This window comes from Pseudomonas sp. UMAB-08 (genome assembly GCF_900095225.1).
In the GTDB taxonomy this organism is placed as follows: Bacteria; Pseudomonadota; Gammaproteobacteria; order Pseudomonadales; family Pseudomonadaceae; genus Aquipseudomonas.
Genome location: NZ_LT607428.1, coordinates 55116 through 81225 on the forward strand (window position 1 = coordinate 55116; position 26110 = coordinate 81225).

At 56.4% G+C, this 26110-nt stretch carries 23 protein-coding genes and 2 tRNA genes; 3 read left to right on the top strand and 22 right to left on the bottom strand.

Going from position 1 to position 26110, the window contains the following annotated elements; all coding sequences use genetic code 11:
• Nucleotides 1-83: 83 nt before the first annotated feature.
• From infB to rlmE, 11 genes are all read right to left on the bottom strand, one after another.
• The gene (gene infB / locus K0F75_RS20665) at nt 84-2606 is read right to left on the bottom strand and encodes a translation initiation factor IF-2 (RefSeq protein WP_219063828.1); all 2523 of its coding nucleotides are present in this window, start codon (nt 2604-2606) and stop codon (nt 84-86) included.
• Nucleotides 2607-2633: 27 nt separating this feature from the next.
• The gene (nusA, locus tag K0F75_RS20670; RefSeq protein ID WP_219063829.1) at nt 2634-4115 is read right to left on the bottom strand and encodes a transcription termination factor NusA; all 1482 of its coding nucleotides are present in this window, start codon (nt 4113-4115) and stop codon (nt 2634-2636) included.
• 47 nt (nt 4116-4162) lie between these two features.
• Nucleotides 4163-4621, bottom strand: a complete 459-nt coding sequence (gene rimP / locus K0F75_RS20675; RefSeq protein ID WP_219063830.1) for a ribosome maturation factor RimP — start codon at nt 4619-4621, stop codon at nt 4163-4165.
• A gap of 129 nt (nt 4622-4750) precedes the next feature.
• Nucleotides 4751-4827: transfer RNA gene (locus K0F75_RS20680), tRNA-Met, on the bottom strand.
• Between the two features lie 95 nt (nt 4828-4922).
• Nucleotides 4923-5008 (bottom strand) — tRNA-Leu (locus K0F75_RS20685).
• Between the two features lie 44 nt (nt 5009-5052).
• Nucleotides 5053-5436: a preprotein translocase subunit SecG gene (secG, locus tag K0F75_RS20690; protein WP_219063875.1), complete on the bottom strand. Its 384-nt coding sequence runs from the start codon at nt 5434-5436 to the stop codon at nt 5053-5055.
• A gap of 4 nt (nt 5437-5440) precedes the next feature.
• Complete coding sequence (gene tpiA / locus K0F75_RS20695) at nt 5441-6196, bottom strand: triose-phosphate isomerase (RefSeq protein ID WP_219063831.1); 756 nt, start codon at nt 6194-6196, stop codon at nt 5441-5443.
• Between the two features lie 66 nt (nt 6197-6262).
• A complete protein-coding gene (gene glmM / locus K0F75_RS20700) occupies nt 6263-7600 on the bottom strand; it encodes a phosphoglucosamine mutase (RefSeq protein ID WP_219063832.1) in 1338 nt (445 codons plus the stop codon).
• 16 nt (nt 7601-7616) lie between these two features.
• A complete protein-coding gene (folP, locus tag K0F75_RS20705) occupies nt 7617-8468 on the bottom strand; it encodes a dihydropteroate synthase (RefSeq protein WP_219063833.1) in 852 nt (283 codons plus the stop codon).
• A gap of 8 nt (nt 8469-8476) precedes the next feature.
• A complete protein-coding gene (gene ftsH, locus K0F75_RS20710) occupies nt 8477-10381 on the bottom strand; it encodes an ATP-dependent zinc metalloprotease FtsH (protein WP_219063834.1) in 1905 nt (634 codons plus the stop codon).
• A 193-nt stretch (nt 10382-10574) separates the two neighbouring features.
• Nucleotides 10575-11225 carry a 23S rRNA (uridine(2552)-2'-O)-methyltransferase RlmE gene (gene rlmE / locus K0F75_RS20715; RefSeq protein WP_219063835.1) on the bottom strand — a complete coding sequence of 217 codons (651 nt, stop codon included), beginning with the start codon at nt 11223-11225 and terminating at the stop codon, nt 10575-10577.
• Nucleotides 11226-11329: 104 nt separating this feature from the next.
• On the opposite strand from rlmE, the gene yhbY reads away from it, so the two are divergent.
• Complete coding sequence (yhbY, locus tag K0F75_RS20720) at nt 11330-11641, top strand: ribosome assembly RNA-binding protein YhbY (RefSeq protein ID WP_219063836.1); 312 nt, start codon at nt 11330-11332, stop codon at nt 11639-11641.
• Between the two features lie 8 nt (nt 11642-11649).
• Here yhbY and K0F75_RS20725 read toward each other — a convergent pair whose 3' ends face one another.
• From K0F75_RS20725 to grpE, 8 genes are all read right to left on the bottom strand, one after another.
• Complete coding sequence (locus K0F75_RS20725; protein WP_374029082.1) at nt 11650-12105, bottom strand: MFS transporter; 456 nt, start codon at nt 12103-12105, stop codon at nt 11650-11652.
• Nucleotides 12083-12559 (bottom strand): transcription elongation factor GreA, encoded by a 477-nt coding sequence (greA, locus tag K0F75_RS20730; protein WP_219063837.1) that lies wholly within the window; start codon nt 12557-12559, stop codon nt 12083-12085. Before greA ends, K0F75_RS20725 begins: the two co-directional genes overlap by 23 nt.
• Nucleotides 12556-15777: a carbamoyl-phosphate synthase large subunit gene (gene carB, locus K0F75_RS20735; RefSeq protein WP_219063838.1), complete on the bottom strand. Its 3222-nt coding sequence runs from the start codon at nt 15775-15777 to the stop codon at nt 12556-12558. Before carB ends, greA begins: the two co-directional genes overlap by 4 nt.
• A 136-nt stretch (nt 15778-15913) precedes the next feature.
• Entirely contained in the window at nt 15914-17050 is a 1137-nt protein-coding gene (carA, locus tag K0F75_RS20740) for a glutamine-hydrolyzing carbamoyl-phosphate synthase small subunit (RefSeq protein ID WP_219063839.1), read from the bottom strand.
• Between the two features lie 264 nt (nt 17051-17314).
• Nucleotides 17315-18118 (bottom strand): 4-hydroxy-tetrahydrodipicolinate reductase, encoded by an 804-nt coding sequence (gene dapB / locus K0F75_RS20745; RefSeq protein ID WP_219063840.1) that lies wholly within the window; start codon nt 18116-18118, stop codon nt 17315-17317.
• A gap of 24 nt (nt 18119-18142) precedes the next feature.
• Complete coding sequence (dnaJ, locus tag K0F75_RS20750) at nt 18143-19267, bottom strand: molecular chaperone DnaJ (protein WP_219063841.1); 1125 nt, start codon at nt 19265-19267, stop codon at nt 18143-18145.
• Between the two features lie 325 nt (nt 19268-19592).
• Nucleotides 19593-21506, bottom strand: coding sequence for a molecular chaperone DnaK (dnaK, locus tag K0F75_RS20755; protein WP_219063842.1), 1914 nt, complete (start codon nt 21504-21506; stop codon nt 19593-19595).
• A 104-nt stretch (nt 21507-21610) separates the two neighbouring features.
• The gene (gene grpE, locus K0F75_RS20760; RefSeq protein WP_219063843.1) at nt 21611-22174 is read right to left on the bottom strand and encodes a nucleotide exchange factor GrpE; all 564 of its coding nucleotides are present in this window, start codon (nt 22172-22174) and stop codon (nt 21611-21613) included.
• Between the two features lie 274 nt (nt 22175-22448).
• On the opposite strand from grpE, the gene recN reads away from it, so the two are divergent.
• Complete coding sequence (gene recN / locus K0F75_RS20765) at nt 22449-24122, top strand: DNA repair protein RecN (protein WP_219063844.1); 1674 nt, start codon at nt 22449-22451, stop codon at nt 24120-24122.
• A gap of 128 nt (nt 24123-24250) precedes the next feature.
• Here recN and fur read toward each other — a convergent pair whose 3' ends face one another.
• A complete protein-coding gene (gene fur / locus K0F75_RS20770; RefSeq protein WP_219063845.1) occupies nt 24251-24658 on the bottom strand; it encodes a ferric iron uptake transcriptional regulator in 408 nt (135 codons plus the stop codon).
• A gap of 98 nt (nt 24659-24756) precedes the next feature.
• On the opposite strand from fur, the gene K0F75_RS20775 reads away from it, so the two are divergent.
• Nucleotides 24757-25278 (top strand): outer membrane protein assembly factor BamE, encoded by a 522-nt coding sequence (locus tag K0F75_RS20775; RefSeq protein ID WP_219063846.1) that lies wholly within the window; start codon nt 24757-24759, stop codon nt 25276-25278.
• 78 nt (nt 25279-25356) lie between these two features.
• Here K0F75_RS20775 and K0F75_RS20780 read toward each other — a convergent pair whose 3' ends face one another.
• Nucleotides 25357-25677, bottom strand: coding sequence for an RnfH family protein (locus K0F75_RS20780; protein WP_219063847.1), 321 nt, complete (start codon nt 25675-25677; stop codon nt 25357-25359).
• Nucleotides 25670-26104, bottom strand: coding sequence for a type II toxin-antitoxin system RatA family toxin (locus K0F75_RS20785; protein WP_219063848.1), 435 nt, complete (start codon nt 26102-26104; stop codon nt 25670-25672). The genes K0F75_RS20780 and K0F75_RS20785 overlap by 8 nt, the downstream gene beginning before the upstream one ends.
• Between the last annotated feature and the right edge of the window lie 6 nt (nt 26105-26110).

Below are 26110 nucleotides of genomic sequence, written 5' to 3' on the forward strand. Positions count from 1 at the left end.
GACCGGGCGTTGCGTTTAGAGCCCATGACGGATCGCGGTGCATTTGCATGCGACGACCCGTCATGGCTCTTACAACTCGCGACTTAGAGGCTGCGAGCCACTTGGACTTTCTCGAACACTTCGATCTTGTCACCGGCTTTGACGTCGTTGTAGCTCTTGACGCCGATACCGCATTCCATGCCGGCACGCACTTCGGACATGTCGTCCTTGAAGCGGCGCAGGGACTCGAGTTCGCCTTCGAAAATAACGATGTCTTCGCGCAGTACACGGATCGGACGGTTGCGGTGAACCACACCTTCCAGAACCATACAGCCAGCGATCGCACCAAACTTCGGCGAACGGAATACGTCACGGACTTCGGCGATACCCAGGATGTTCTCCCGAACGTCGCTGCCAAGCATACCGGTAAGGGCTTTCTTGACGTCTTCGATGATGTCGTAGATTACGTTGTAGTAACGCATATCCAGACCTTCCTGCTCGACAATCCTGCGAGCGCCAGCATCGGCACGCACGTTGAAGCCAAACAGCACAGCGTTGGAAGCCAGTGCCAGGTTAGCGTCGCTTTCGGTGATACCACCGACACCGCCGCCGACTACGCGCACTTGCACTTCGTCGTTACCCAGGCCGCCAAGGGCGCCCTGCAGAGCTTCCAACGAACCACGAACGTCAGATTTGAGGACGATATTAAGCGTCTTCTTCTCTTCCTGGCCCATGTTCTCAAAGATGTTTTCAAGCTTGCCGGCATGAGCGCGAGCCAGTTTGACTTCGCGGAACTTGCCTTGACGGAACAGAGCGACTTCGCGCGCTTTCTTCTCGTCAGTCAGTACGCTCAGCTCGTCGCCAGCGTCCGGTGTGCCATCAAGACCCAGGATTTCGACCGGAATCGAAGGACCCGCTTCTTTAACAGGCTTGCCGTTCTCGTCGAGCATGGCGCGGATACGGCCGAAGTTCGAACCGACCAATACCATGTCGCCTTGACGCAGCGTACCGTCTTGGACCAGAACGGTTGCAACCGGACCACGACCTTTGTCGAGACGCGATTCAACCACGACACCACGACCAGGAGCGGACGGGGTCGCTTTCAGTTCCAGCACTTCGGCTTGCAACAGAACAGCTTCGAGCAGTTCGTCAACGCCGGTACCTACTTTCGCAGAGACTAGAACGAACGGAGTCTCACCGCCCCACTCTTCGGAAGTAACACCGTGGACAGACAATTCGCTTCTGATGCGATCGAGATCAGCACCTGGCTTGTCGATTTTGTTCACTGCTACGACCAGCGGAACACCCGCGGCCTTGGCATGCTGAACAGCTTCAACGGTCTGCGGCATGACGCCGTCGTCCGCAGCAACAACCAGAATCACGATGTCGGTCGCCTTGGCACCACGAGCACGCATTGCGGTAAACGCAGCGTGACCCGGGGTGTCGAGGAAGGTGACCATGCCACGATCAGTTTCAACGTGGTAAGCACCGATGTGCTGAGTGATGCCGCCGGCTTCGCCAGCTGCAACCTTGGCACGACGAATGTAGTCGAGCAGCGAGGTTTTACCGTGGTCAACGTGGCCCATTACGGTCACAACCGGTGCACGGGAGAACGTCTCACCTTCGAACTTCAGCGATTCGGCCAGAGAATCTTCCAGGGCATTGTCGCTGACCAGTTTGACCTTGTGGCCCAACTCTTCGGCGATCAACTGGGCAGTTTCCTGATCCAGTACCTGGTTGATGGTCACCGGGGTGCCCATCTTGAACATGAACTTGATCACTTCAGCCGCTTTGACCGACATCTGTGCGGACAACTCGCCGACAGTGATGGTCTCGCCGATGGCAACGTCGCGAATGACCGGCCCGGTAGGGCTCTGGAAACCGTGAGCGTTACGCTTTTTCAGCTTGGCCTTGCCGCGACCACCACGACGGAAGCTGTCGCTTTCTTCGTCGGTAGTACGAGGCGCAACACGTGGCGCTGGCGCTTTCTCTTTAACAGAAGCACGGTGCGGCGCGTTCTTGCGATCGCCGTCACCACCACCGCCGCCACGACGACTGTTGTCATCGCTGCGTGGTTTGTCCGGGCGACGCTGTTCGTCTTTCTTGCGGGCATCGGCAGCCGGTGCAGCAGCCGCGACCGGTGCTTGACGCACAGGTTCGGCAACAGCAACAGGCGCGGCAACAGCTTCAGTACCGTTCGATTGCGCAGGAGCAGGCTGGCTACGCGCTTGTTCTTCGGCGCGACGCTTGGATTCTTCTTCAGCCTTTTGACGTGCAGCATTTTCTACGGCGCGACGTTCGTCCACTTCGCGTTTACGCTCGGCTTCGATTTCTTCCGGGCTGCGCTGTACGAAAACTTTCTTCTTGCGCACTTCAACGCTGATGCTTTTGCTGCCAGCAACGCGAAGTGTGCTTGTGGTTTTGCGCTGCAAAGTGATCTTGCGCGGCTCTTCCACTTTGGCCTTGTGACCGCTTTTCAAATGCGTCAACAGGGCTTGTTTCTCTATGTCGGTCACAACTTGCTCGGCGGCGGTGTGCGGCAAACCTGCCTCACGCATCTGCTGTAACAGGCGCTCTACCGGTGTGTCGACCACTGTGGCCAGTTCTTTCACCGTGACTTGCGTCATGCACTTCTCTCCTCAGGCCGCGCCTACTTACTCGAACCAATGGGCTCGGGCGGCCATGATCAACTTGCCGGCACGAATATCGTCAATGCCGTCGATGTCGAGCAGGTCGTCAATAGACTGCTCGGCCAGGTCTTCGCGGGTAACTACGCCGCGCACCGCCAGTTCCATCGCCAAATCCTTGTCCATACCCTCAAGCGAGAGCAGGTCTTCGGCCGGATGGGCGTCTGCCAGCTTTTCCTCAGTAGCGATGGCTTTAGTCAACAAACGATCTTTGGCCCGAGCGCGAAGCTCGTTGACGGTATCTTCGTCAAAGCCATCGATGTTGAGCATTTCTTCCAACGGTACGTAGGCAATCTCTTCCAGACTGGTGAAGCCTTCATCAACCAGTACCTGTGCCAGATCTTCGTCGACTTCCAGCTCGTCGATGAAGTTGCGCAGGATGTCACCGGTTTCTGCTTGCTGCTTAGCCTGGATGTCCGATTCGGTCATCACGTTCAGGGTCCAGCCAGTCAACTGGCTGGCCAGACGCACGTTCTGACCGCCGCGACCAATGGCCTGAGCCAGATTGTCTGCGCCAACGGCGATGTCCATTGCATGGGCATCTTCATCAACGATAATTGCCGCCACTTCAGCCGGTGACATGGCGTTGATGACGAACTGCGCCGGGTTATCGTCCCACAGGACGATGTCCACACGCTCGCCGCCCAGCTCGCCGGAAACAGCTTGAACGCGCGAACCACGCATGCCAATGCAAGCGCCTTGCGGATCGATTCGTTTGTCCTTGGAGCGAACAGCGATTTTTGCACGCGAACCCGGGTCACGGGAGGCAGCCATCACCTCGATGAGACCTTCGGAGATTTCCGGCACTTCAATCCGAAACAGCTCGATCAGCATCTCTGGCGCAGTACGCGACAGGATCAGCTGAGGGCCACGGTTTTCGGTGCGGATTTCTTTAAGCAGTGCACGAACGCGGACACCCACGCGGAAAGTCTCCCGCGAAATAATGTCTTCACGCGCCAGCAGCGCTTCGGCATTGTTACCCAGGTCGACGATGACATTGTCACGCGTAACCTTTTTAACAGTGCCAGAAATAATTTCGCCAAGACGCTCACGATAAGCATCAACGACTTGAGCACGCTCGGCTTCGCGGACTTTTTGCACGATGACTTGCTTGGCAGTCTGTGCAGCGATCCGACCGAATTCGATAGAGTCGATTTTAATTTCGACAACATCACCGGCTACGGCACCAGGCTGTTTTTCCTGAGCCTGATCGACAGCCAGTTCGTGTGCTGGATCGTCCAGATCTTCGTCTTCGACCACTGTCCAGCGACGGAAAGTCTCGTAGTTACCGGTCTGGCGATTGATCTCCACACGCAGCTCAACTTCATCTTCGAAACGCTTTTTGGTAGCAGTGGCAAGAGCCAGCTCCAGCGCTTCGAAAATCACACCTGCCGGTACGCCCTTTTCATTGGACACCGACTCAACAACCAGCAGTACTTCTTTGCTCATCGTACGCCTCGCCTTTCGCAAGCCATTGGATCCGCGGGATCCGCGTCTCAGTCAAACTTGGGGATAATGTTGGCTTTGTCGATCAAGTCGATCGGCAACAAGTATTCGTGGTCTTCTACCTGCACCACGATGTCTTGCTCCTCCACCCCGCGGAGAAGGCCCTGAAAGTTGCGACGACCATCGAAGGGCGAACGCAGCTTTATCTTCACTTGTTCGCCGGCGTGCAAAGCAAACTGCTCAAGCGTGAACAGTGGGCGCTCCATGCCAGGAGAAGAGACTTCAAGGGTGTATTCAACGGCGATCGGATCTTCGACGTCCAGAACACCGCTGATCTGACGGCTGACTATTGCGCAGTCATCCACCAAAACGCCGCCTTCTTTATCGATATAAATACGCAACAGTGAATGGCGACCTTGAGCCGAAAACTCAATTCCCCAGCATTCATAGCCAAGGGCCACGACCACCGGGGCCACCAAGGCCTGCAACTGTTCTAGCTTGCTCGACACCTGAACCCCCTCGTGCATGCAATGCAAATAAAAAATGGGCGAAACGCCCATCCCTGAAAACGCCGTTGAATAGCGGCGCTATGACTGTCCAGCTAACAAAAAGCCCCTAAAAAGGGGCTCCGCTAAAACTGGTTGCGGGGGCTGGATTTGAACCAACGACCTTCGGGTTATGAGCCCGACGAGCTACCAGACTGCTCCACCCCGCGACAAAGCTGGGGCGGAAGTATACGACCGATCCCTCACAGGGTCAATCGAACCTCCACCGACAAGAAAGCCCGCTACTGCGGGCTTTCTTGATAATTGGTACCGAGAAGGGGACTCGAACCCCTACACCCTATGGGCACAACCACCTCAAGGTTGCGTGTCTACCAATTCCACCACCTCGGCAATACAACTCTTTAGCGGCTCAACATCAACCGCCCTATCCCGTGTTACTTTTGCTGTGGCGCTTGAGGTACGTCAGCAGGTTTAGCCGCTGGCTTTTGCGCTTCGAGCACCGGTACATCTTCTGTAGCCGGCTTTTTCTGCGGCACTTCCAATACTGCTGGATCAGGCAAACCTACTTGAGTCAGCTGATGAGCTTTCTCTTTAGCAAAGTAACCTAACCCCAAGCTGGTTATGAAAAAACCTGCGGCAAGTATAGCAGTAAACTTACTAAGAAAGGTAGAGGAACCTTGGCTTCCGAACACAGTATTTGAAGCACCTGCACCGAAAGACGCACCAGCGTCCGCACCCTTACCCTGCTGCAGCAATACCAGAGCGACAACGCCCAACGCACCCAACAGATGAAAAACGACTACGACTGTTTCCAGCATTTTTTCAGTTTCCCGCGGCGCGACAAATCGCACCGAACTCATCTGCATTCAGGGAAGCTCCACCAATGAGCCCCCCATCGATATCCGGCATGCCGAACAGTTCAGCCGCATTGGCCGCCTTCACGCTGCCGCCATAAAGAAGTCGCACACCTTGTGCAACCTCAGCATTCTCTGCCGCCAACTGCGCACGAATGGCTGCGTGCACTTCCTGCGCCTGTTGGGGCGATGCAGTCAGTCCGGTACCAATGGCCCAGACAGGCTCGTAAGCAATGACTGCATTTACAAAAGCACCGACGCCCAGCTCTTCGATGATGCTGCCAAGCTGACGCGCGACAACTTCAAACGTCTTGCCCGCTTCGCGCTGCTCCAGGGTTTCCCCTACACACAACACCGGCGTCAAACCACACGCCTGAGCTGCCGCGAACTTGCGATTAAGGACGTCGTCGCGTTCGCCCATGATCTGGCGACGCTCAGAGTGCCCTACCAGCACCAGGGTACAGCCCGCATCAGCCAGCTGACTCGGTGAAGTCTCACCGGTCAACGCACCCTGCACTGGCTCTACCGCAGAATTCTGCGCACCTACGGCGATCAACTTGCCATCAAGGCCGTCAATCACCTGATTGATGTACAAACAAGGCGGAAACACCGCTACATCAACACCGCTCGGCAAGGCCTGATTACGAAGGCCCTTGATCAGCTCAGCGACGCTGGCGCGGGTACCGTGCATCTTCCAGTTACCAGCTACCATTAGGCGACGCATGCTGTACCTCGTCGGTCAAAGTGGGCGCAGATGTTACCCAACCGCATCAACACTGGCAAGCCGAAATCAGGCGCAAACTTCAGTAACCAGTTTTGCCAGCTCATCAGCGTAACCACGAACCAGGATTTCGTCGTCGCCTTCGACCATGACACGCACCAATGGCTCAGTGCCAGATTTGCGCAACAGCACACGCCCACGACCACCCATAGCCACGGTAACGCGCTCGCAAGCCTCTTTCACGGCAGGATGCTGGACCGGGTCCACACCGCCTGCGAAGCGAACATTAAGCAGCACCTGAGGACACTTGCGCAGCGCTTGTCGCGCCAACGCCAGGCTTTCGTCGCGACGACGCAGTGCAAGCAGAACCTGCAGCGCAGCAATAATGGCGTCACCGGTCGTGGTGTGCTGGAAGCAGATAATGTGACCGGAGTTCTCACCACCGACCTGCCAGTTACGCTCAAGCAACTCCGCAACCACATAACGGTCGCCAACGCCCGCACGCACGAACGGAATATTCAAGTCCGCAAATGCCAGCTCAAGCCCGAGATTACTCATCAGCGTCCCAACGACACCGCCTTGCAGCTTGCCACGCTCATGTAAATCACGCGCAATGATGAACAAAAGGTCATCGCCGTCGACGATTGCACCCGTGTGATCGACCATCAGCACCCGGTCGCCATCGCCATCGAAGGCGATGCCCAGATCGGCATGCCCTGCCAGCACGGCAGCCTGCAAGTTGCCCATGTGGGTCGACCCGCAGTCTTCATTGATGTTCAAGCCGTTAGGCTCAGCCGACAACACTGTCACCTGAGCGCCCAATTCACGAAAAACGTTAGGCGCGACTTTGTAAGTGGCGCCGTGAGCGCAATCGATGACCAGCTTCAAGCCTGCAAAATCGGTACTGCTCGGAACACTGCTTTTACAGAATTCGATATAACGCCCGGCGGCATCGTTGATACGCGAAACCTTGCCCAGCTTATCGGACTCAACCACCGTCATCGGCGCGTCAAGCAGCTCTTCGATCATCATTTCCACTTCGTCAGGCAACTTGGTGCCCTGGCCAGAGAAGAATTTGATGCCGTTGTCATGATGGGGATTGTGCGACGCACTGATCACAATGCCAGCTTCAGCATGAAAGGTACGGGTCAGATAGGCGATGGCAGGTGTAGGCATCGGCCCCAGGAGCATGACGTCAGCGCCAGCAGCCGAGAGACCGGCTTCCAGCGCCGATTCGAACATGTAGCCAGAAATGCGCGTGTCTTTACCGACCAGAACCCGGCAAGCGCCCAAGCGGCGGAACGCCATCCCTGCGGCCCAGCCGAGCTTGAGCATAAAATCCGGAGTAATCGGAAATTGGCCGACCCGGCCACGAATGCCGTCGGTACCAAAATATTTTCTAGTCATGGATGCTCCCTCATTCTTATTCAGCCGATTCGACAGCAGCGATCATTCGCACCACGTCGACGGTTTCGGCCACATCGTGCACACGTAAAATGCGTGCACCCTTGATCATGGCCATGGCAGCCAAAGCCAGACCACCAGAAAGCCTCTCGGCAACCGGACGCCCAAGCACCTGGCCAATCATGCTCTTGCGCGACACACCCACCAATAACGGTCTGCCGAGCGCATGCAAGGCTTCCATATGCTTGAACAGACTCAGGTTGTGCTGAAGGTTTTTAGCAAAACCAAATCCCGGGTCGAGAATAATCCGCTCACGAGGTATGCCGACTGCGGCGCACTGCTCCATACGCTCGAGCAAAAACGCGGAAACCTCACCCACAAGATCCTCATACTGCGGATTATCCTGCATATCGCCCGGCTCGCCGCGCATGTGCATCAGACACACAGGTAAACCTGTGGCTGCAGCAGCGTCCAGAGCACCTTCACGACGCAAAGAGCGCACATCGTTGATAAGGCCCGCACCGAGGCGCGCCGTCTCACGAATGACCGCTGGCGTTGAAGTATCGACCGAAATAATCACATCAAGTTCGCGACTTAGCGCCTCGACGACAGGACCTATTCGCTCAAGCTCTTCGACAGGAGAAACTGCGCGCGCACCGGGCCGCGTGGATTCGCCACCGACATCGATCAACGTCGCACCGGCAGCCACCATCGCTTCAGCGTGGCGCAATGCCGCGTCGCGCTGGCTGAATCGGCCGCCGTCCGAAAAGGAGTCTGGCGTTATGTTCAGGATGCCCATCACATGCGTATGGGCCAAATCAAGAACCCGGTTGCCACAAGGCAACCGGGTTGGGTACAGCGCAGAAGTCATGTCAGGCCTTAGAGTTCAGCAGCCGGACCGCCGATAGGGGTTTCTGGACGCGGGCCCAGAGGCGCTGCCGGAGTAGTACCGGAGCCACCTTCCCAATCACGCGGTTCGCGAGGAGCGCGACCGGCCATGATGTCATCGATCTGTTCAGCATCGATGGTTTCATATTTCATCAGCGCATCAGCCATCGCATCCAGTTTGTCACGGTTGTCCGTCAAGATCTGCTTGGCGCTGCCATAGCACTGATCAATGATGCTACGAACTTCTGAGTCGATAAGCCTTGCCGTTTCGGCAGACACGCTGGAGTGCTGACCACCGCCGCCGCGACCGAGGTACATTTCACCCTCATCTTCGGCATACATCAACGGACCGAGTTTTTCCGACAGACCCCACTTGGTCACCATGTTCCGGGCAATTTGACTTGCACGCATGATGTCGTTGGATGCGCCAGTAGTCACGCCGTCGAAGCCCAGGGTCATTTCTTCAGCGATCCGCCCGCCATAAAGCGAGCATATCTGACTGATCAGCGCGCGCTTGGACAAGCTGTAACGATCTTCTTCAGGCAAGAACATGGTCACACCCAGCGCACGACCACGCGGAATGATCGACACCTTATAAACCGGATCATGCTCAGGCACCACGCGACCCACGATGGCGTGACCCGCTTCGTGATAAGCCGTGTTCCGTTTCTCTTTCTCGGACATGACCATTGATTTGCGCTCGGCGCCCATCATGATCTTGTCTTTGGCCAACTCGAACTCTTTCATCTCAACGATGCGCTTACCAGTGCGCGCGGCAAACAGAGAAGCTTCGTTGACCAGGTTAGCCAGGTCAGCACCGGAGAAGCCCGGCGTACCACGAGCGATCACGCCCGGGTTGACGTCTTCACCCATTGGCACTTTGCGCATATGGACTTTCAAAATCTGTTCGCGACCACGAATATCCGGCAGACCCACCACCACCTGACGGTCGAAGCGACCTGGACGCAGCAGCGCTGGGTCGAGTACGTCCGGACGGTTGGTAGCGGCGATGACGATGATGCCGTCATTCACTTCGAAACCATCCATCTCCACCAGCAACTGGTTGAGCGTCTGCTCACGCTCATCGTGACCACCACCCATGCCAGCACCACGATGGCGACCGACCGCATCGATTTCGTCGATGAAGATGATGCAAGGCGCATGCTTCTTGGCTTGCTCGAACATGTCACGGACGCGGCTTGCACCAACGCCTACGAACATCTCGACAAAGTCGGAGCCGGAAATCGTGAAGAACGGCACCTTGGCTTCACCCGCAATGGCCTTGGCCAAAAGGGTTTTACCGGTACCAGGCGGGCCAACCATCAGCACGCCGCGTGGGATCCGGCCGCCCAGACGCTGGAACTTGCCCGGATCACGGAGGAACTCAACGAGTTCGCCCACTTCTTCTTTGGCTTCATCGCAACCGGCGACGTCGCCCAGCGTGGTCTTGACCTGATCCTCGGACAGCAGTCGCGCCTTGCTCTTGCCAAAACTCATCGGCCCGCCTTTACCGCCGGCACCACCTTGCATCTGCCGCATAAAGAACATGAAGACAGCGATGATCACCAGGATCGGGAAGCTTGCGACCAGAAGCTGAGTCCAGATGCTCTGCTGCTCAGGCTGCTTGCCTTCGATCACTACATTGTTGTCGACCAGATCTCCGATCAGACCATTGTCCTGAATCGCCGGACGAATAGTCTTGAAGGAGTCGCCATCGGCACGCTTGCCGGTGATGACATAACCGTCGACGGCAACCTTCTCGACCTTGCCATCCTTAACCTGCTGGATGAACTCGGAATAGTTGAGGGTTTGCGGCTCGTTTGGGCTGGAGAAGTTGTTCATCACTGTCACCAGGACAGCGGCGATGATCAACCACAGGATCAAATTCTTTGCCATATCGTTCAATTAGCTACCCTCTGAAGCAAGCTCCACGCAGGAGCGTGCCTCGCATGATATTCACCGGCCTAACTTACTACATTACCTACGGGTGTGGCAGGCGCCGTCTGTAACCCTTTGTGAAACGTTGACTACATCATGTTCGTTTATGCTTCGTTGGCAAGGCTATTTAATAAAACCTATCGCCTCTACATCAAAGCCGCTCAACGCTTTCAGCGCCCTTGATGCCGCGAAACCCTCGACCCAGCAAATACTGCTCGCGAGACCGATCGCGTGAAGCCGCCGGTTTGCGCATCTGGACCTTGTCAAACACTTGGCGAACCGACTTATGGAACGCGTCGAAACCATCGCCCTGGAAAATCTTGACCAGAAAATCACCACCTGGACGCAATACACGACCCGCCAAATCAAGCGACAGCTCGCAAAGAAACATAGCGCGAGGCATGTCAACAGCAGCCAGTCCACTCATATTGGGGGCCATATCGGAAATCACAAGGTCTACTTGAGTATTACCGACAGCCTCGAGGATTTGAGCCAGCACCGTATCTTCAGTGAAATCGCCCTGAATGAAGGTCACATCAGGGATGCTGTCCATTTCGAGAATGTCTGAGGCGATCAACCGACCCTGACCACCAATCAGACGACTGGTGACCTGCGACCAGCCTCCTGGCGCGGCGCCAAGGTCGATAACGGTCATGCCTGGGCGGATCAACCGGTCCTTTTCCTGGATCTCCAGGAGCTTGTAGCTGGCACGCGAACGATACCCGTCTTTTTGCGCCATTTTGACGTAGGGGTCGTCGAAATGTTCTTTCAACCAGTTATGGCTTGTTTTGGAACGGGCCACAGGGCACCTCAAAAATAAACGAGTCGTGATTAACTGGGCGGTCCCGGACTCGCTCGGGTAAACTGGCCGCCGCTTTTTACAAGATCAGACGCAGGGGTCAGATTATGCCGCTCACTCAGGAGCAGAAGAAACAGTACAAATCTATTGGCCACCATCTGAAACCGGTATTGATTGTGGCTGACAATGGTTTGACTGAAGGTGTTTTAGCCGAACTTGAACGCGCATTGGGCGATCACGAGCTGATTAAAATCAAACTCAACATCCTCGACCGCGAAAGCCGCCTGGAGGCCGTTGCAGCGTTGTGCAAGGCCGGCAAAGCGGATTTAGTGCAAGTCATCGGTAAAATGGCGTTGATTTATCGCAAGAACGCCAAGGTAAACAAGCTGTTGTCCAACGTCCACCGCTTCCACGCATAACCAAGCGGTCAGGGGCGCGCAATGCGCGCCCCGCCACTTCCACCCGGCACAGGCTGGATAACCAGCAGCAGTCCGGACAGCGCAAGCATCAGGTAGCTCAGCAATTGCCAACGCACGGCATCTGGCAGCCATTGGTACAGCACGTAATAACTCGCTGAAGCCAACGTCGCGATCAGCAGCAATTGCCCGCGCACATCAAGCCAAAGACTCGACAGGCGCTCGGCCTGTACCAGCACCACCATCTGCAATATCGCGCAAAAACCTGCAAACGCGACCAGCAACGTCCCTGAAAGATTGGCAACCTCATCAATCAGCAGTGGCGCCAGACCTGTTTGCTCCAGCACCGTCAACATCGCAAGATGCAGCAATACCAGGCCGCCCACCCATAACGTCTGGGCGAGCTGCCAGATAATTGCGCCCGCACGATACGGGCGACAGCTGTTAGATATGGCTGACTTCGACAATCTCGTACTCGATCACACCACTTGGTGTTCTGACTGTCACCACTTCACCCTCTTCCTTGGCAATCAAGGCACGAGCGATAGGTGAGCCGACCGAAAGTTTGCCCTGCTTGATATCCGCTTCGTCTTCACCAACGATCTGATATTTCACGCGCTCATCGGTTTCGACGTTAGCAATCTCGACAGTCGTGCCGAATATCACCTTGCCGGTGTGCACAATCGTCGTCACATCAATGACCACTGCGTTCTGCAGTCGGCCTTCAATATCACGAACCCGCGCTTCCACCATGCCCTGCTGCTCGCGAGCAGCATGGTATTCGGCGTTTTCCTTGAGATCACCCAGCTCACGTGCAGTGCCGATGTCCTGGCTGAGCTTGGGGCGGATCACCTTAGTCAGGTGAGTCAATTCTTCTTCCAGGGCGCGAGCGCCCCGAACAGTCATTGGATATTTAGTCATACCTTTAATCCTGCATGTAGATCCTGCAAGCGCCGTACAGTCTTCTCTGGACCGAACTTCAGCGCTTCACAGATGGCTTCACCCGCAGCGATGGTGGTCGTGCAGTAGATTTTGTGCTGCAAGGCATTACGACGAATAGAGTAGGAATCAGCGATCGACTGACGGCCCTCAGTGGTGTTGATGATCAGCGTGACTTCGTCATTTTTGATCATATCGACTACGTGTGGACGACCTTCTGTCACCTTGTTGACGCGACGCACTTTCAGGCCCGCAGCCTCAATCAACTGAGCGGTTCCGGCCGTCGCGACAATTTCGAAGCCCAGATTGATCAGGTCACGCGCGACACCGGCCACGAGCGGCTTGTCGTCATCACGAACGCTGATGAACGCAGTGCCACCGGTCGGAAGTAGCTCGCTGGCACCCATTTGAGCCTTGGCGAAGGCTTCACCAAACGTATCACCCACACCCATGACTTCGCCGGTGGACTTCATCTCCGGGCCGAGAATCGGGTCAACACCCGGGAACTTGGCAAACGGGAACACCGCTTCTTTCACGCTGTAGAAGTTTGGAATGATTTCTTTGGTGAACCCAATTTCCTTCAGGGTTTTACCGGCCATGACGCGCGCAGCGATCATTGCCAGGGATACACCGATGCACTTGGACACGAACGGCACGGTACGCGAGGCACGCGGGTTGACTTCAATGACGTAGATGTCATCGCCTTGCAGCGCCAACTGTACGTTCATCAAGCCGATAACGCCCAGCTCCAGAGCCATTTTCTTGACCTGTTCGCGCATCTCGTCCTGGATATGCGCAGGCAGCGAGTACGGCGGGAGCGAGCATGCGGAGTCACCGGAGTGAACGCCTGCCTGTTCAATGTGCTGCATGATCGCGCCAATGACTACGTCAGTGCCGTCACAGACCGCATCGACATCCATCTCGATGGCGCAGTTGAGGAAGTGATCCAGCAGCACCGGACTGTCATTGGACACTTTCACCGCATCACGCAAGTAGCGCTTGAGCTCTTCTTCTTCGTAAACGATTTCCATCGCCCGACCGCCCAACACGTAGGACGGACGCACCACCAGCGGGTAACCAATCTTGCCTGCGGCGCGAATGGCTTCATCTTCGCTGCGCACAGTGGCGTTAGGCGGCTGACGCAAATTCAGACGCTCGACCATCTGCTGGAAGCGCTCACGGTCTTCGGCACGGTCGATTGAGTCAGGGCTGGTACCAATGATTGGTACGCCAGCTTCCTCAAGGGCACGCGCCAGTTTCAGCGGAGTTTGGCCGCCGTACTGAACGATCACGCCTTTTGGCTTCTCGACCCGGCAGATTTCCAGCACGTCTTCCAGGGTTACTGGTTCAAAGTACAGGCGATCCGAGGTATCGAAATCGGTGGATACGGTTTCCGGGTTGCAGTTGACCATGATGGTCTCGTACCCGTCTTCGCGCAGGGCCAGTGCCGCATGTACGCAGCAGTAGTCGAACTCGATGCCTTGGCCGATGCGGTTCGGACCACCGCCCAGAATCATGATCTTGTCGCGCGTCGACGGATTGGCCTCGCACTCTTCCTCGTAGGTCGAGTACAGATAAGCGGTATCGGTGGCGAACTCGGCCGCGCAGGTATCGACGCGCTTGTAGACCGGGAAGATCTCAAGCTTGTGACGATGGCGACGCAGGTTTTTCTCGGTGACGCCCAGCAGCTTGGCCAGACGCGCATCGGAGAAGCCTTTGCGCTTGAGGCGGAACATCAGGTCACGGTCGATGGTAGCCAGACCCAACGTCTTGATCTTCTCTTCTTCCTTGACCAGATCTTCGATCTGAACCAGGAACCAAGGGTCGATCATGTTCATGCTGAAAATTTCTTCAACCGTCATGCCCGCACGGAAGGCGTCTGCCACGTACCAGATGCGCTCAGCGCCCGGCACCGTCAGCTCACGCTTGAGCACAGCCATGCTTTCCGGGTTGGTCAGGTCAAGCTTGGGGTCCAGACCGCAGACACCCACTTCCAGACCGCGCAGGGCTTTCTGCAGGGATTCCTGGAAGGTACGGCCGATGGCCATGACTTCGCCGACCGACTTCATCTGCGTGGTCAGGCGTGCGTCGGCCTTGGGGAATTTTTCAAAGGCGAAGCGTGGCAGTTTGGTGACCACGTAATCGATCGAAGGCTCGAACGACGCCGGGGTCTTGCCGCCGGTGATTTCGTTCTGCAGTTCGTCGAGGGTGTAACCAATTGCCAGCTTGGCCGCGACCCGGGCAATCGGGAAGCCAGTGGCTTTCGAGGCCAGCGCCGAAGAACGGGAAACCCGTGGGTTCATCTCGATCACGACCATACGGCCGGTGTCCGGGCAGATACCGAACTGCACGTTCGAGCCGCCGGTCTCCACGCCGATCTCACGCAGTACCGCCAGCGAGGCGTTACGCATGATCTGGTATTCCTTGTCGGTCAGCGTCTGTGCTGGCGCAACAGTGATCGAGTCGCCGGTGTGAACGCCCATCGGGTCAAAGTTTTCGATGGAGCAGACGATGATGCAGTTGTCCTTTTTGTCGCGGACCACTTCCATCTCGTACTCTTTCCAACCGATCAGCGATTCGTCGATCAGCAGCTCTTTGGTCGGCGACAGGTCCAGACCACGGTTGCAGATCTCTTCGAATTCTTCGCGATTGTAAGCAATACCGCCACCTGTGCCGCCCATCGTGAAGGACGGACGGATGATGCACGGGAAGCCCAGTTTTTCCAGGACGACGTAAGCTTCTTCCATGGTGTGGGCAATACCCGAACGCGGGCAATCCAGACCGATGGACTTCATTGCCTTGTCAAAGCGCGAACGGTCTTCGGCCTTGTCGATGGTGTCGGCATTGGCGCCGATCATTTCGACGCCGAATTTTTCCAGAACACCTTCGCGCTCCAGGTCCAATGCGCAGTTCAGCGCAGTCTGGCCACCCATGGTTGGCAGCAGCGCGTCTGGACGCTCCTTCTCGATGATCTTGGCAACGGTCTGCCATTTGATCGGTTCGATGTAGGTCGCGTCGGCCATTGACGGGTCGGTCATGATGGTCGCTGGGTTGGAGTTCACCAGGATGACGCGGTAACCCTCCTCGCGCAGGGCTTTGCAGGCCTGGGCGCCGGAGTAGTCGAATTCACAGGCCTGGCCGATCACGATGGGGCCGGCGCCGAGAATCAGGATGCTTTTTATATCTGTACGTTTTGGCATGGGTTGTCACTCAAATCCGTAGGTCAGTCGGCAAGCCGTCTTGAATATTTCTCTGAGGGGGTCGGATGGACCATCCAGACAGTCAATCGTCCGGGCTCCACACACCCCCTGCTCGCTACATTCTCAAGGCAACCGGTTAGCGTCGCTTGGCCATGGCTTCGATAAAGCGATCGAACAGTGGCGCCACATCGGTAGGGCCCGGGCTCGCTTCAGGGTGACCCTGGAAGCTGAACGCGCTCTTGTCAGTGCGCTCAAGGCCCTGCAAGGTGCCGTCGAACAGCGACTTGTGAGTCGCCCGCATGTTGCTTGGCAGCGTAGTCTCGTCCACCGCAAAACCGTGGTTTTGGCTGGTAATCATCACGACACCGGTGTCCAGATCCTGGACCGGGTGGTTTGCACCGTGGTGGCCATGACCCATTTTCATGGTCTTGGCGCCGGAAGCAAGTGCCAGCAATTGGTGACCGAGGCAGATACCGAAGATCGGAATTTCGGTTTCCAGCACGTCCTGAATCGCCTTGATCGCGTAGTCGCACGGCTCAGGGTCGCCCGGACCGTTGGACAGGAACACACCGTCCGGCTTGAGCGCCAACACATCACTGGCAGGTGTTTGTGCCGGGACTACCGTGACACGGCAACCGCGATCAACCAGCATGCGCAGGATGTTCAGTTTGATACCGTAGTCGTAAGCCACGACGTGGTATTTCAAGTCAGCTGCAGCGAAGTCCGGGTGGCTATCAGTCGCCAGGTTCCAGACGCCGGAGCGCCATTCATAGCGTTCCGTGGCGCTGACGACTTTCGCCAGATCCATGCCCTTGAGGCCAGGGAAGCCACGAGCGGCGGCAATTGCCGCTTCTTCGGAAATGTTATCGCCGGCCATGATGCAGCCGTTTTGTGCGCCTTTCTCACGCAGAATGCGGGTCAGGCGGCGGGTATCGATACCGGCGATTGCGACAACATTGTTGGCGTTCAAGTAGTCCGACAGGGACATCTTGTTGCGCCAGTTGCTCGCGACCAGCGGCAAGTCGCGGATGACCAATCCTGCCGACCAGACGCGATTGGACTCGGCGTCTTCTGGCGTCGTACCGGTGTTACCGATATGTGGATACGTCAGAGTGACGATCTGTTGGGCATAGGAAGGATCGGTAAGGATTTCCTGATAGCCGGTCATTGCGGTGTTAAACACCACCTCACCAACGGTTTGACCGTCGGCTCCAATGGCTTCGCCGCGAAAAATGCTGCCATCAGCAAGGGCGAGTATGGCTGGCTTAGTCAAGAAGACCTCCCGTAAATAAAGCCTGAAAGGGCGTTCGCAGGTTGCAAAAAAGCGGAATGACGTATAGACACGTCACCCCGCTTTCTCTTCGAATTATCTGCGCGCTTTTAGTGGACACACTAAAGCTGTAGCTTACAGAAAAAGCCTTTTTTGGTCTACCGCCAATGAGCCTTAAAGACAGGGGAATGCGACAGAACGCCACCCAAAGGCTCAAAACAGAGTCAAAGCCCACGTAACTGTTGAGCTTCAACCCCGTTTAGACGGTCAACGCAGATCCAGCACGTCCTGCATGTCGTACAAGCCGGGTGCCTGACCATCGAGCCACAAGGCAGCCCTGACAGCTCCCTTGGCAAAGGTCATGCGACTGGAAGCCTTGTGCGTGATCTCTACTCGCTCACCGTCCGCTGCGAACATCACGGTGTGATCACCGACGATATCGCCAGCGCGAATCGTTGCGAAACCGATGCTTTGACGATCACGTGCCCCTGTCTGCCCTTCACGCCCATAGACCGCGACCTTTTCAAGGTCACGACCCAGCGCCTGAGCAACTACTTCACCCATACGCAGCGCCGTGCCCGATGGCGCATCGACCTTGTGCCGATGGTGGGCTTCGATGATTTCGATATCGACATCATCACCCAACACGCGCGCAGCCGTATCGAGCAATTTCAGGCACAGATTGACCCCGACGCTGAAGTTGGCAGCAAACACGATCGGGATGTCTTTACCCGCCTCTACCAGAAGCTGCTTCTCTTCCGCACTGAAACCCGTGGTACCGATGACCATGGCCTTGCCCGCCTTGCGGCAGAACGCCAGGTTCTTCAAGGTCACCGACGGATGAGTGAAGTCGATCAGCACGTCGAACTCGTCAGCCACGTTAGCCAGATCGCCCGACAGCGGAATGCCGATACGGCCCAGCGCTGCGAGCTCGCCCGCATCCGCACCGACCAATGAGCTGTCCGGACGATCGACCGCAGCAGTCAAACCCGCGCCCTGCGCTTGCTGGACCGCCTCGATAAGGGTTTTACCCATGCGCCCAGCGGCGCCCATTACTGCAATACGTCGCATGCCTTGCTCCTGACCTGTTAGCCCTTACAAATCGCCGAAGAAGCGTTTCACACCTTCGAACCAACCGCTGGCCTTGGGTGAATGCGAACTGTCGCCTTCGAGCGAAGCACGGAACTCTTCGAGCAATTCACGCTGACGACGCCCCAGATTGACCGGAGTTTCGACGGCAACGCGACACATCAAGTCGCCCGCACCACCACCGCGTACCGGCGCCACACCCTTGCCACGCAGACGGAACTGCTTACCGGTCTGAGTACCTTCGGGGATTTTCAGTTTGACCCGACCATCCAGCGTCGGCACTTCCAATTCGCCACCCAGCGCAGCATCAGCAAAGCTGATCGGCACTTCGCAGTACAGGTGCTTGCCGTCGCGCTGGAAAATCGCGTGCTCGCGAACGTTGATCACGACATACAGATCACCCGTTGGCCCGCCCTGAGTACCCGCCTCGCCTTCACCGGAAAGACGAATGCGATCACCCGTATCGACACCTGGCGGCACTTTCACCGACAGAGTCTTGAACTCTTCGACCCGGCCTTCGCCGCGACATGCGTCGCACGGATCGGAAATGATCTTGCCGTGGCCATGGCAGCGCGGGCAGGTTTGCTGCACCGAGAAGAAACCTTGCTGCATGCGCACCTGACCAATACCGCCGCACGTCGGACAGGTAATGGGCGCCGAGCCTTTCTTCGCGCCGGAGCCATCGCATGGCTTGCAATTGACCAGCGTCGGCACACGAATACTGACGGTCGTGCCGCGCACAGCCTCTTCGAGATTCAGCTCAAGGGTGTAACGCAAGTCGCTGCCGCGCTGAGCACCACCGCGAGCACCGCCACGGCCGCCACCGAAGAAATCACTGAACACGTCGCCGAAAATATCGGAGAAGTTCGAGCCGCCGAATCCTGCTCCACCGCCACCCATGCTCGGGTCGACGCCGGCATGACCGTACTGATCATAGGCCGCGCGCTTGCTGGTGTCGGAAAGCACTTCATAGGCCTCGTTGGCCTCTTTGAACATGTCTTCGGACGCTTTGTCGTCTGGGTTGCGGTCCGGGTGGTGCTTCATCGCGAGTCGGCGATAAGCCTTCTTCAGATCCGCCTCGCTGGTGTCACGCTCCACACCCAAAATCACGTAATAGTCACGCTTAGCCATAAGTCTTATGCACTCTTGAGGACGTCCGACAAAACCCTCCTGAGTCTTGCCAAACTCGTTGAGCCCAATACAGGCCCGGACTCAACTCACGTCGATTCAACGATTCCGGTCTTGGCTCTACGGCCAGTTCACTGACCGAGAGAAGCAGCAAAACAAGCCACATGCAGGAGCATGTCGACTTTGCCGCATCGCTTGCGGGCCAAAACCCCCAAGCTTGAAAATTCGTCTATTCCAGACACGCCAACGCGGGAGCAAGCTCCCGCGCGGCGACATCCTACCAGCCACCGCTTGAATGCAGTCAACCGGCTTGCAAGTGAGCCTGCGCTTACTTGTGGTCTTTCACTTCTTCAAACTCTGCATCAACGACGTCGTCAGGCTTTTTGGCTTCGTCAGCAGGCTGACCAGCGGCTTCCGGCTTCTCGGCTTCGGCGTACATTTTCTGAGCGATTGGCGCGGAAACCTTGGACAGTTCCTCTACCTTGGCGTCGATGACTGTTTTGTCGTCGCCTTTGATGGCCGCTTCCAGAGCAGTCAGCGCAGCTTCGACGGCGGTTTTTTCTTCCGCAGTCACTTTTTCGCCAGCATCGCTGATCATTTTGCGTGTCGAGTGGACCAGCGCATCACCCTGGTTACGGGCAGAGGCCAGTTCTTCGAACTTGCGATCTTCTTCAGCGTTGACTTCAGCATCACGCACCATCTGCTGAATTTCTTCTTCAGACAGACCGGAGTTGGCCTTGATTACGATCGACTGCTTCTTGCCAGTCGCCTTGTCTTGAGCGCCTACGTGAAGAATGCCGTTGGCATCGATGTCGAAGGTCACTTCGATTTGCGGGACGCCACGTGGAGCAGGTGGAATCTCGGCCAGGTCGAACTTGCCCAGCGACTTGTTCTGAGTTGCTTGCTTACGCTCGCCTTGCAGCACGTGAATGGTTACCGCGCCCTGGTTGTCATCGGCTGTCGAGAACACTTGCGATTTCTTGGTAGGAATCGTGGTGTTTTTCTCGATCAGCGCAGTCATCACGCCACCCATGGTTTCGATACCCAGGGTCAGCGGGCTAACGTCAAGCAGCAACACGTCTTTCACGTCGCCAGCCAGTACCGCACCCTGGATAGCAGCACCCATGGCAACAGCTTCGTCCGGGTTCACGTCTTTACGTGCTTCTTTACCGAAGAATTCAGTCACCAGCTTCTGTACCAGCGGCATACGCGTCTGACCGCCGACCAGAATCACGTCGTCGATTTTGCCTACGTCGATGCCCGAATCCTTGAGTGCAATACGGCAAGGTTCGATGGTGCGTTGAACCAGGTCTTCAACCAGCGATTCCAGCTTGGCGCGAGAGATTTTCACGTTCAAGTGCTTAGGACCGGTTGCGTCTGCAGTGATGTACGGCAGGTTAACGTCGGTCTGCAAGCTGGAGGACAGCTCGATCTTGGCTTTTTCAGCGGCTTCTTTCAGGCGCTGCATCGCCAGCGGGTCACCCTTGAGGTTCATGCCGCTTTCTTTCTTGAATTCGTCAACGAGGTAGTCGATCAGACGGATATCGAAGTCTTCACCACCCAGGAACGTATCACCGTTGGTAGCCAGTACTTCGAACTGGTGCTCGCCATCGACTTCAGCGATTTCGATAACCGAAACGTCGAACGTACCGCCGCCCAAGTCGTAGACGATAACAGTGTGATCGCCCTTCGCTTTGTCCATACCGTAAGCCAGAGCGGCTGCGGTGGGTTCGTTGATGATGCGCTTGACGTCCAGACCCGCGATGCGACCGGCATCTTTGGTGGCTTGACGCTGGCTATCGTTGAAATAGGCTGGAACGGTGATGACCGCTTCAGTGACTGTTTCGCCCAGATAGTCTTCAGCAGTCTTCTTCATCTTCTTCAGGATTTCAGCCGAAATCTGAGGAGGAGACATTTTCTGACCGTTGACTTCGACCCATGCATCGCCGTTATCAGCCTTAACGATCTTGTAAGGGACCATCTGAATATCTTTCTGCACAACTTCTTCGTCGAAGCGACGACCGATCAAACGCTTCACCGCATACAGGGTATTGTGCGGATTGGTCACTGCCTGACGCTTGGCCGATTGGCCAACCAGAATTTCGCCATCGTTGGCGTACGCGATGATCGAAGGCGTGGTGCGAGTGCCTTCAGCGTTTTCAATAACTTTTACTTTGCCGTTTTCGAGAATAGAGACGCAGGAGTTGGTGGTCCCCAGGTCGATACCGATGATTCTGCCCATGTTAACTTTCTCCGGAAATTTTAAATTTGGATGCCGCAACTGCGTTCACACATTGCGGTAGCTCTTAAACGCATGACTTCTAAATGGGGGCCTGACGGCTGATTTCAAGCCTGCTCATCAATAGATGGTCTAACAGGCGAAACCGCCTTGCTGACCACAACCATCGCCGGACGCAACAGGCGACCGTGGAGCTGGTAACCTTTCTGGAACACCTTGAGCACGCTGTTAGGCTCAACGTCGGCACTCTCTTGCATGGCCATCGCCTGATGATGCTCGGCGTTGAAGGGTTCGCCGTGTGGATCAATCGCTTCCAGCTGATAACGCTTGAGGGTGTCCTGAAACATTTTCAGCGTCAGCTCGATCCCTTCACGCATCGGACGGATACTTTCGTCGTCCGGGTTGGACAATTCCAGGCCGCGCTCAAGGCTGTCGATGATCGGCAGCAAATCACCCGCAAATTTTTCCAGTGCGAATTTATGAGCCTTCTCGACATCCTGCTCGGCGCGACGGCGGACATTCTGCAGATCCGCAGCAACTCGCAGAGACTGATCCTGCGCAGCAGCCAATTGCTCTTCAAGCACTTGCACACGCGCTATCACGTCATCAACCGAAGCCGCACCAGCGGCCTGATCCTGAGTCTGCGTATCCAGATTCTGTTCGTCAGCCATAGATTTCTCCTTTCAATAACGTCCGCGAGCTCAACTCGCGCTTCTGTCCCGCTATATGGGGTCTTAATTTCCAGCTTCAAGTGCAACCAAAAGCACAATAACGTCCATTTTCATCAAGAACCCGCTTCGCCCTCAGCCCGGACCACACGCGACCAAATCACATAGCGGACTAAAAAAAGCCGTAATTCAAGCAAATCGAGCTAAGACAGGGCATTGTCAGCAGAAAGCAAAACACTGTATAAATAACCAGACAAATAGCTTGGGAGCCGCCTCTATGCTGGTGCACCTGTCAGTACATAACTACGCCATCGTCGAACATCTCGATCTCGAGCTGGACCGAGGCATGAGCGTGATCACTGGCGAAACCGGTGCCGGCAAATCAATCATGCTCGACGCTCTCGGCCTGACATTGGGTGATCGCGCCGACAGCGGTGTGGTCCGCCCCGGTGCCGACAAGGCCGATATCCTTGCCACGTTCGACCTGACCGATATCCCCGAGGCCCGCGCCTGGCTCGCAGAACGAGACCTGGACAATGACGGGCCGTGCATCCTGCGCCGGGTTATCACCGCAGAGGGTCGCTCGCGGGCCTACATCAATGGTTCACCCTGCCCTCAAGGTGACTTGAAAGCGCTCGGCGAATTCCTGATCGATATTCACAGCCAGCATGAACATCAGTCATTGCTCAAGACGGACACCCATCGCCGTCTGCTTGACGAATACGCGGGCGCTACCGACCTGGCGCGCCAGGTACATCTGGCGGCACAGCGCTGGCGCCAGACCCGGCAAGAACTGGAGCGCCTCGCCAATTCAGGCGATGAACAACGCTCGCGCCATCAATTGCTCAGCTATCAACTCGAAGAACTGGAAAGCCTCAGCCTTGGCGAAAACGAGCTGGATCAGTTGGAGCAGGAACACAAAACCCTGACCAATGCCGAAAGCCTGCTGAGCATCTGCCGTCAGGTCGTTGAACAATGCAGCGAAAACGACTCGGGCAACGTCCTGAACGCACTGACCGCCAGCCTCAATCGTCTGTCTGGCATCAACAGCTCACCGACTGCCATGTGCGAAGCCGCCAGCCTGCTGTCCAGCGCGCAGATTCAGGTCGAAGAAGCAGTGGGCGAACTGAACCGCTTTCTCGATCACTTCGATGCCGACCCGGCACGTCTGCAGCAACTTGAAGAACGTCTCGATGCGATCTACACCCTGGCCCGCAAACACCGCATTCAGCCCACCGACGTCGCCGCGCTCCAGCAAAAGCTGCTGGACGAAATCGAAACCTTGAATGCAAACGATGAAGCCATCGAGCGCCTGGAGAATGAATTGTCCTCCTATGCTCGACATTATCAGGACAAAGCTCGCGAATTGAGTGATCTACGTCAAGGTTCAGCGCCGACTCTGGCCAGTGCTGTGGAGCAGGAAATTCAACGTTTGGGCATGCCTGGTGGGCGGTTCAGCATCGAACTGCGGCCCAATACCAGCAAAGAATTACTGCCCAATGGTCTGGAGCAGGTCGAGTTATTGGTAAGCGCTAACCCTGGGCAACCGCTGAAGGCGCTGGCCAAGGTCGCGTCGGGTGGCGAGCTGTCGCGGATCAGCCTGGCGATTCAGGTCATTACCGCACAAACCTCGCGAGTGCCGACGCTGGTGTTCGACGAAGTCGATGTCGGGATTGGCGGGCCGACCGCAGAGATTGTCGGTCAGCTGTTGCGTCGTTTAGGCGAGCGCGGGCAAGTCATGACCGTCACGCATTTGCCGCAGGTCGCAGCGCAAGGCCACCAGCACCTGTTCGTACACAAGGTACGTGACAGCGACGCCACTCGCACCGCCGTGTCCAAACTCAGCAAAACCGAACGCGTCGAGGAAGTTGCACGCATGCTCGGCGGCATTGATCTCACCAAAGAATCATTGGCCCACGCGAAAAAAATGGTCCTCACCGCCAAGGTTTGATCGCCCGATCAAAAACCGTGGAGCAAGGGGCGCATGGTGCCTGTCCGCGATAGCTGTATAAAAATCAGGTAACAGAAAGCACGAAGGCGACCCTGAGGTCGCCTTCGTTATTATGGCCGTCGGAAGGTTTACACCTTCTTCTTGCGCACGTAGAGCACCAAGTTGTGGTCCACCAACTCGTAACCGTGCTTCTCCACAATCGCCTTCTGAAGCTTCTCGATTTCTTCTTCGAAGAACTCGATCACCTCACCGGATTCCACGTTGACCATATGGTCGTGGTGGCCGCCGTCGGCCAGCTCGAAGACTGCATGACCGCCGTCGAAATTGTGGCGAACCACCAGCCCGGCGGCTTCAAACTGAGTCAGTACACGGTAAACCGTAGCCAGCCCCACGTCCTCGTTCGCTTCCATAAGTGCTTTGTAAACATCCTCAGCACTCATGTGACGCTGCTCAGCAGAATCGAGCATCTGTAGAATTTTGACCCGTGGCAGGGTCACTTTTAGTCCGACTTTACGCAGTTCGCTATTTTCAACCATGGTCAGCTTTCTCGCGGATGCTGCTTCGCAGCTTCTCTTAATGCGGGTATGATCGGGGTTTACGTTGTCCCAGCCAAGATAGTGGAAGTCGCCCACCGATGCAAAACACCAAGCACCTGCTAACCAGTTTCACCTTTGTGGGACTGCTCGCACTCGCCGGTTGTTCATTCCCCGGGGTTTACAAAATCGACATCCAGCAGGGCAATGTCGTCACGCAGGACATGATAAACCAGTTACGCCCCGGAATGACCCGTCGGCAAGTACGGTTTATCATGGGTAACCCTCTGCTGACCGATACGTTTCATGCCGATCGCTGGGATTACCTGTATAGCCTGCAACCTGGGGGCGGTGAACGCCAACAAGAACGCATGACCATTGTCTTTAATAGCAATGATCAGCTCGTCAGCCTTTCCGGTGACTTCATGCCTGGCGTGAGTCGTGACGAGGCCATTCTTGGCAAGCATAGCGATACGTCCGCTGCGCCCGTCCAGGGTGAACAGCCTAAAGCCGAAGAGGCGCCTAAACCTGGCTCATTGCTCAAGCAGATCCAGGATGACGTGGACAAGAGCGAATCCGCTCCAGTACCCACTCAGGAACCTCTGGAACCAACGCCGCGGTAGTTGCAAAAAGCAGCCACCAGCGTCTTCAAAAAAACCCGGCATGCCGGGTTTTTTTGCGTCTACGGGTTCAACAACAGATTATTGCGAATCGCTTTTTATCCTGGCCAGGGCAGCCTTGGCCGCACGCAACCGGCGAACCTCTTTTGGATCAGCCAGCAAAGGACGATAAATTTCTATTCGATCACCAGCCGCCAGCACTTGGGTTTCGGCATTGCTCAGCACTTTGCCGAAAATACCTACGGGACAATGCTCAAGATCCAACTCAGGAAAGTGCTGGCCGATCCCGGAAGCCCGCAGCGCATCGCGCACCGTCGAGCCCGATGCCACGTCAACGCTGAGCAACACCTGACGATCTACTGCGGCGTAAACCACTTCGATTCCAATCGGCGGCTTAACCATGCAGCTGTTTTGCCCGCTGGCAAAAAGCGTCGACCAGGGTATTGGCTGCCTGATTGAACAGCGGCCCTAACGTTGCGCGCACGATGGGGCCGGCGTAATCGAACGACAGGTCCAGGCTGATCTTGCAGGCCTTTTCTCCCAACGGCTTGAACACCCAAACCCCGTGCAGCTGGTTGAACGGCCCTTCCTCAAGATTCATCTCGATCGACTGCCCAGGCACCAGCGTGTTTCGCGTCACGAAATGCTGTTTGAGACCACCCTTGGCTATTTCGACCCGAGCGCGCATATGGCCCTCACTGGCGTCCAATATCACCGCCGATGAGCACCACGGCAAAAATTCCGAGTAGTGCGCGACGTCATTTACCAGGTCATAAAGTGCCTGAGCCGGGTAAGGCAACAAGGCAGAGCGTTGAATATGGGTAGTCATGTCAGC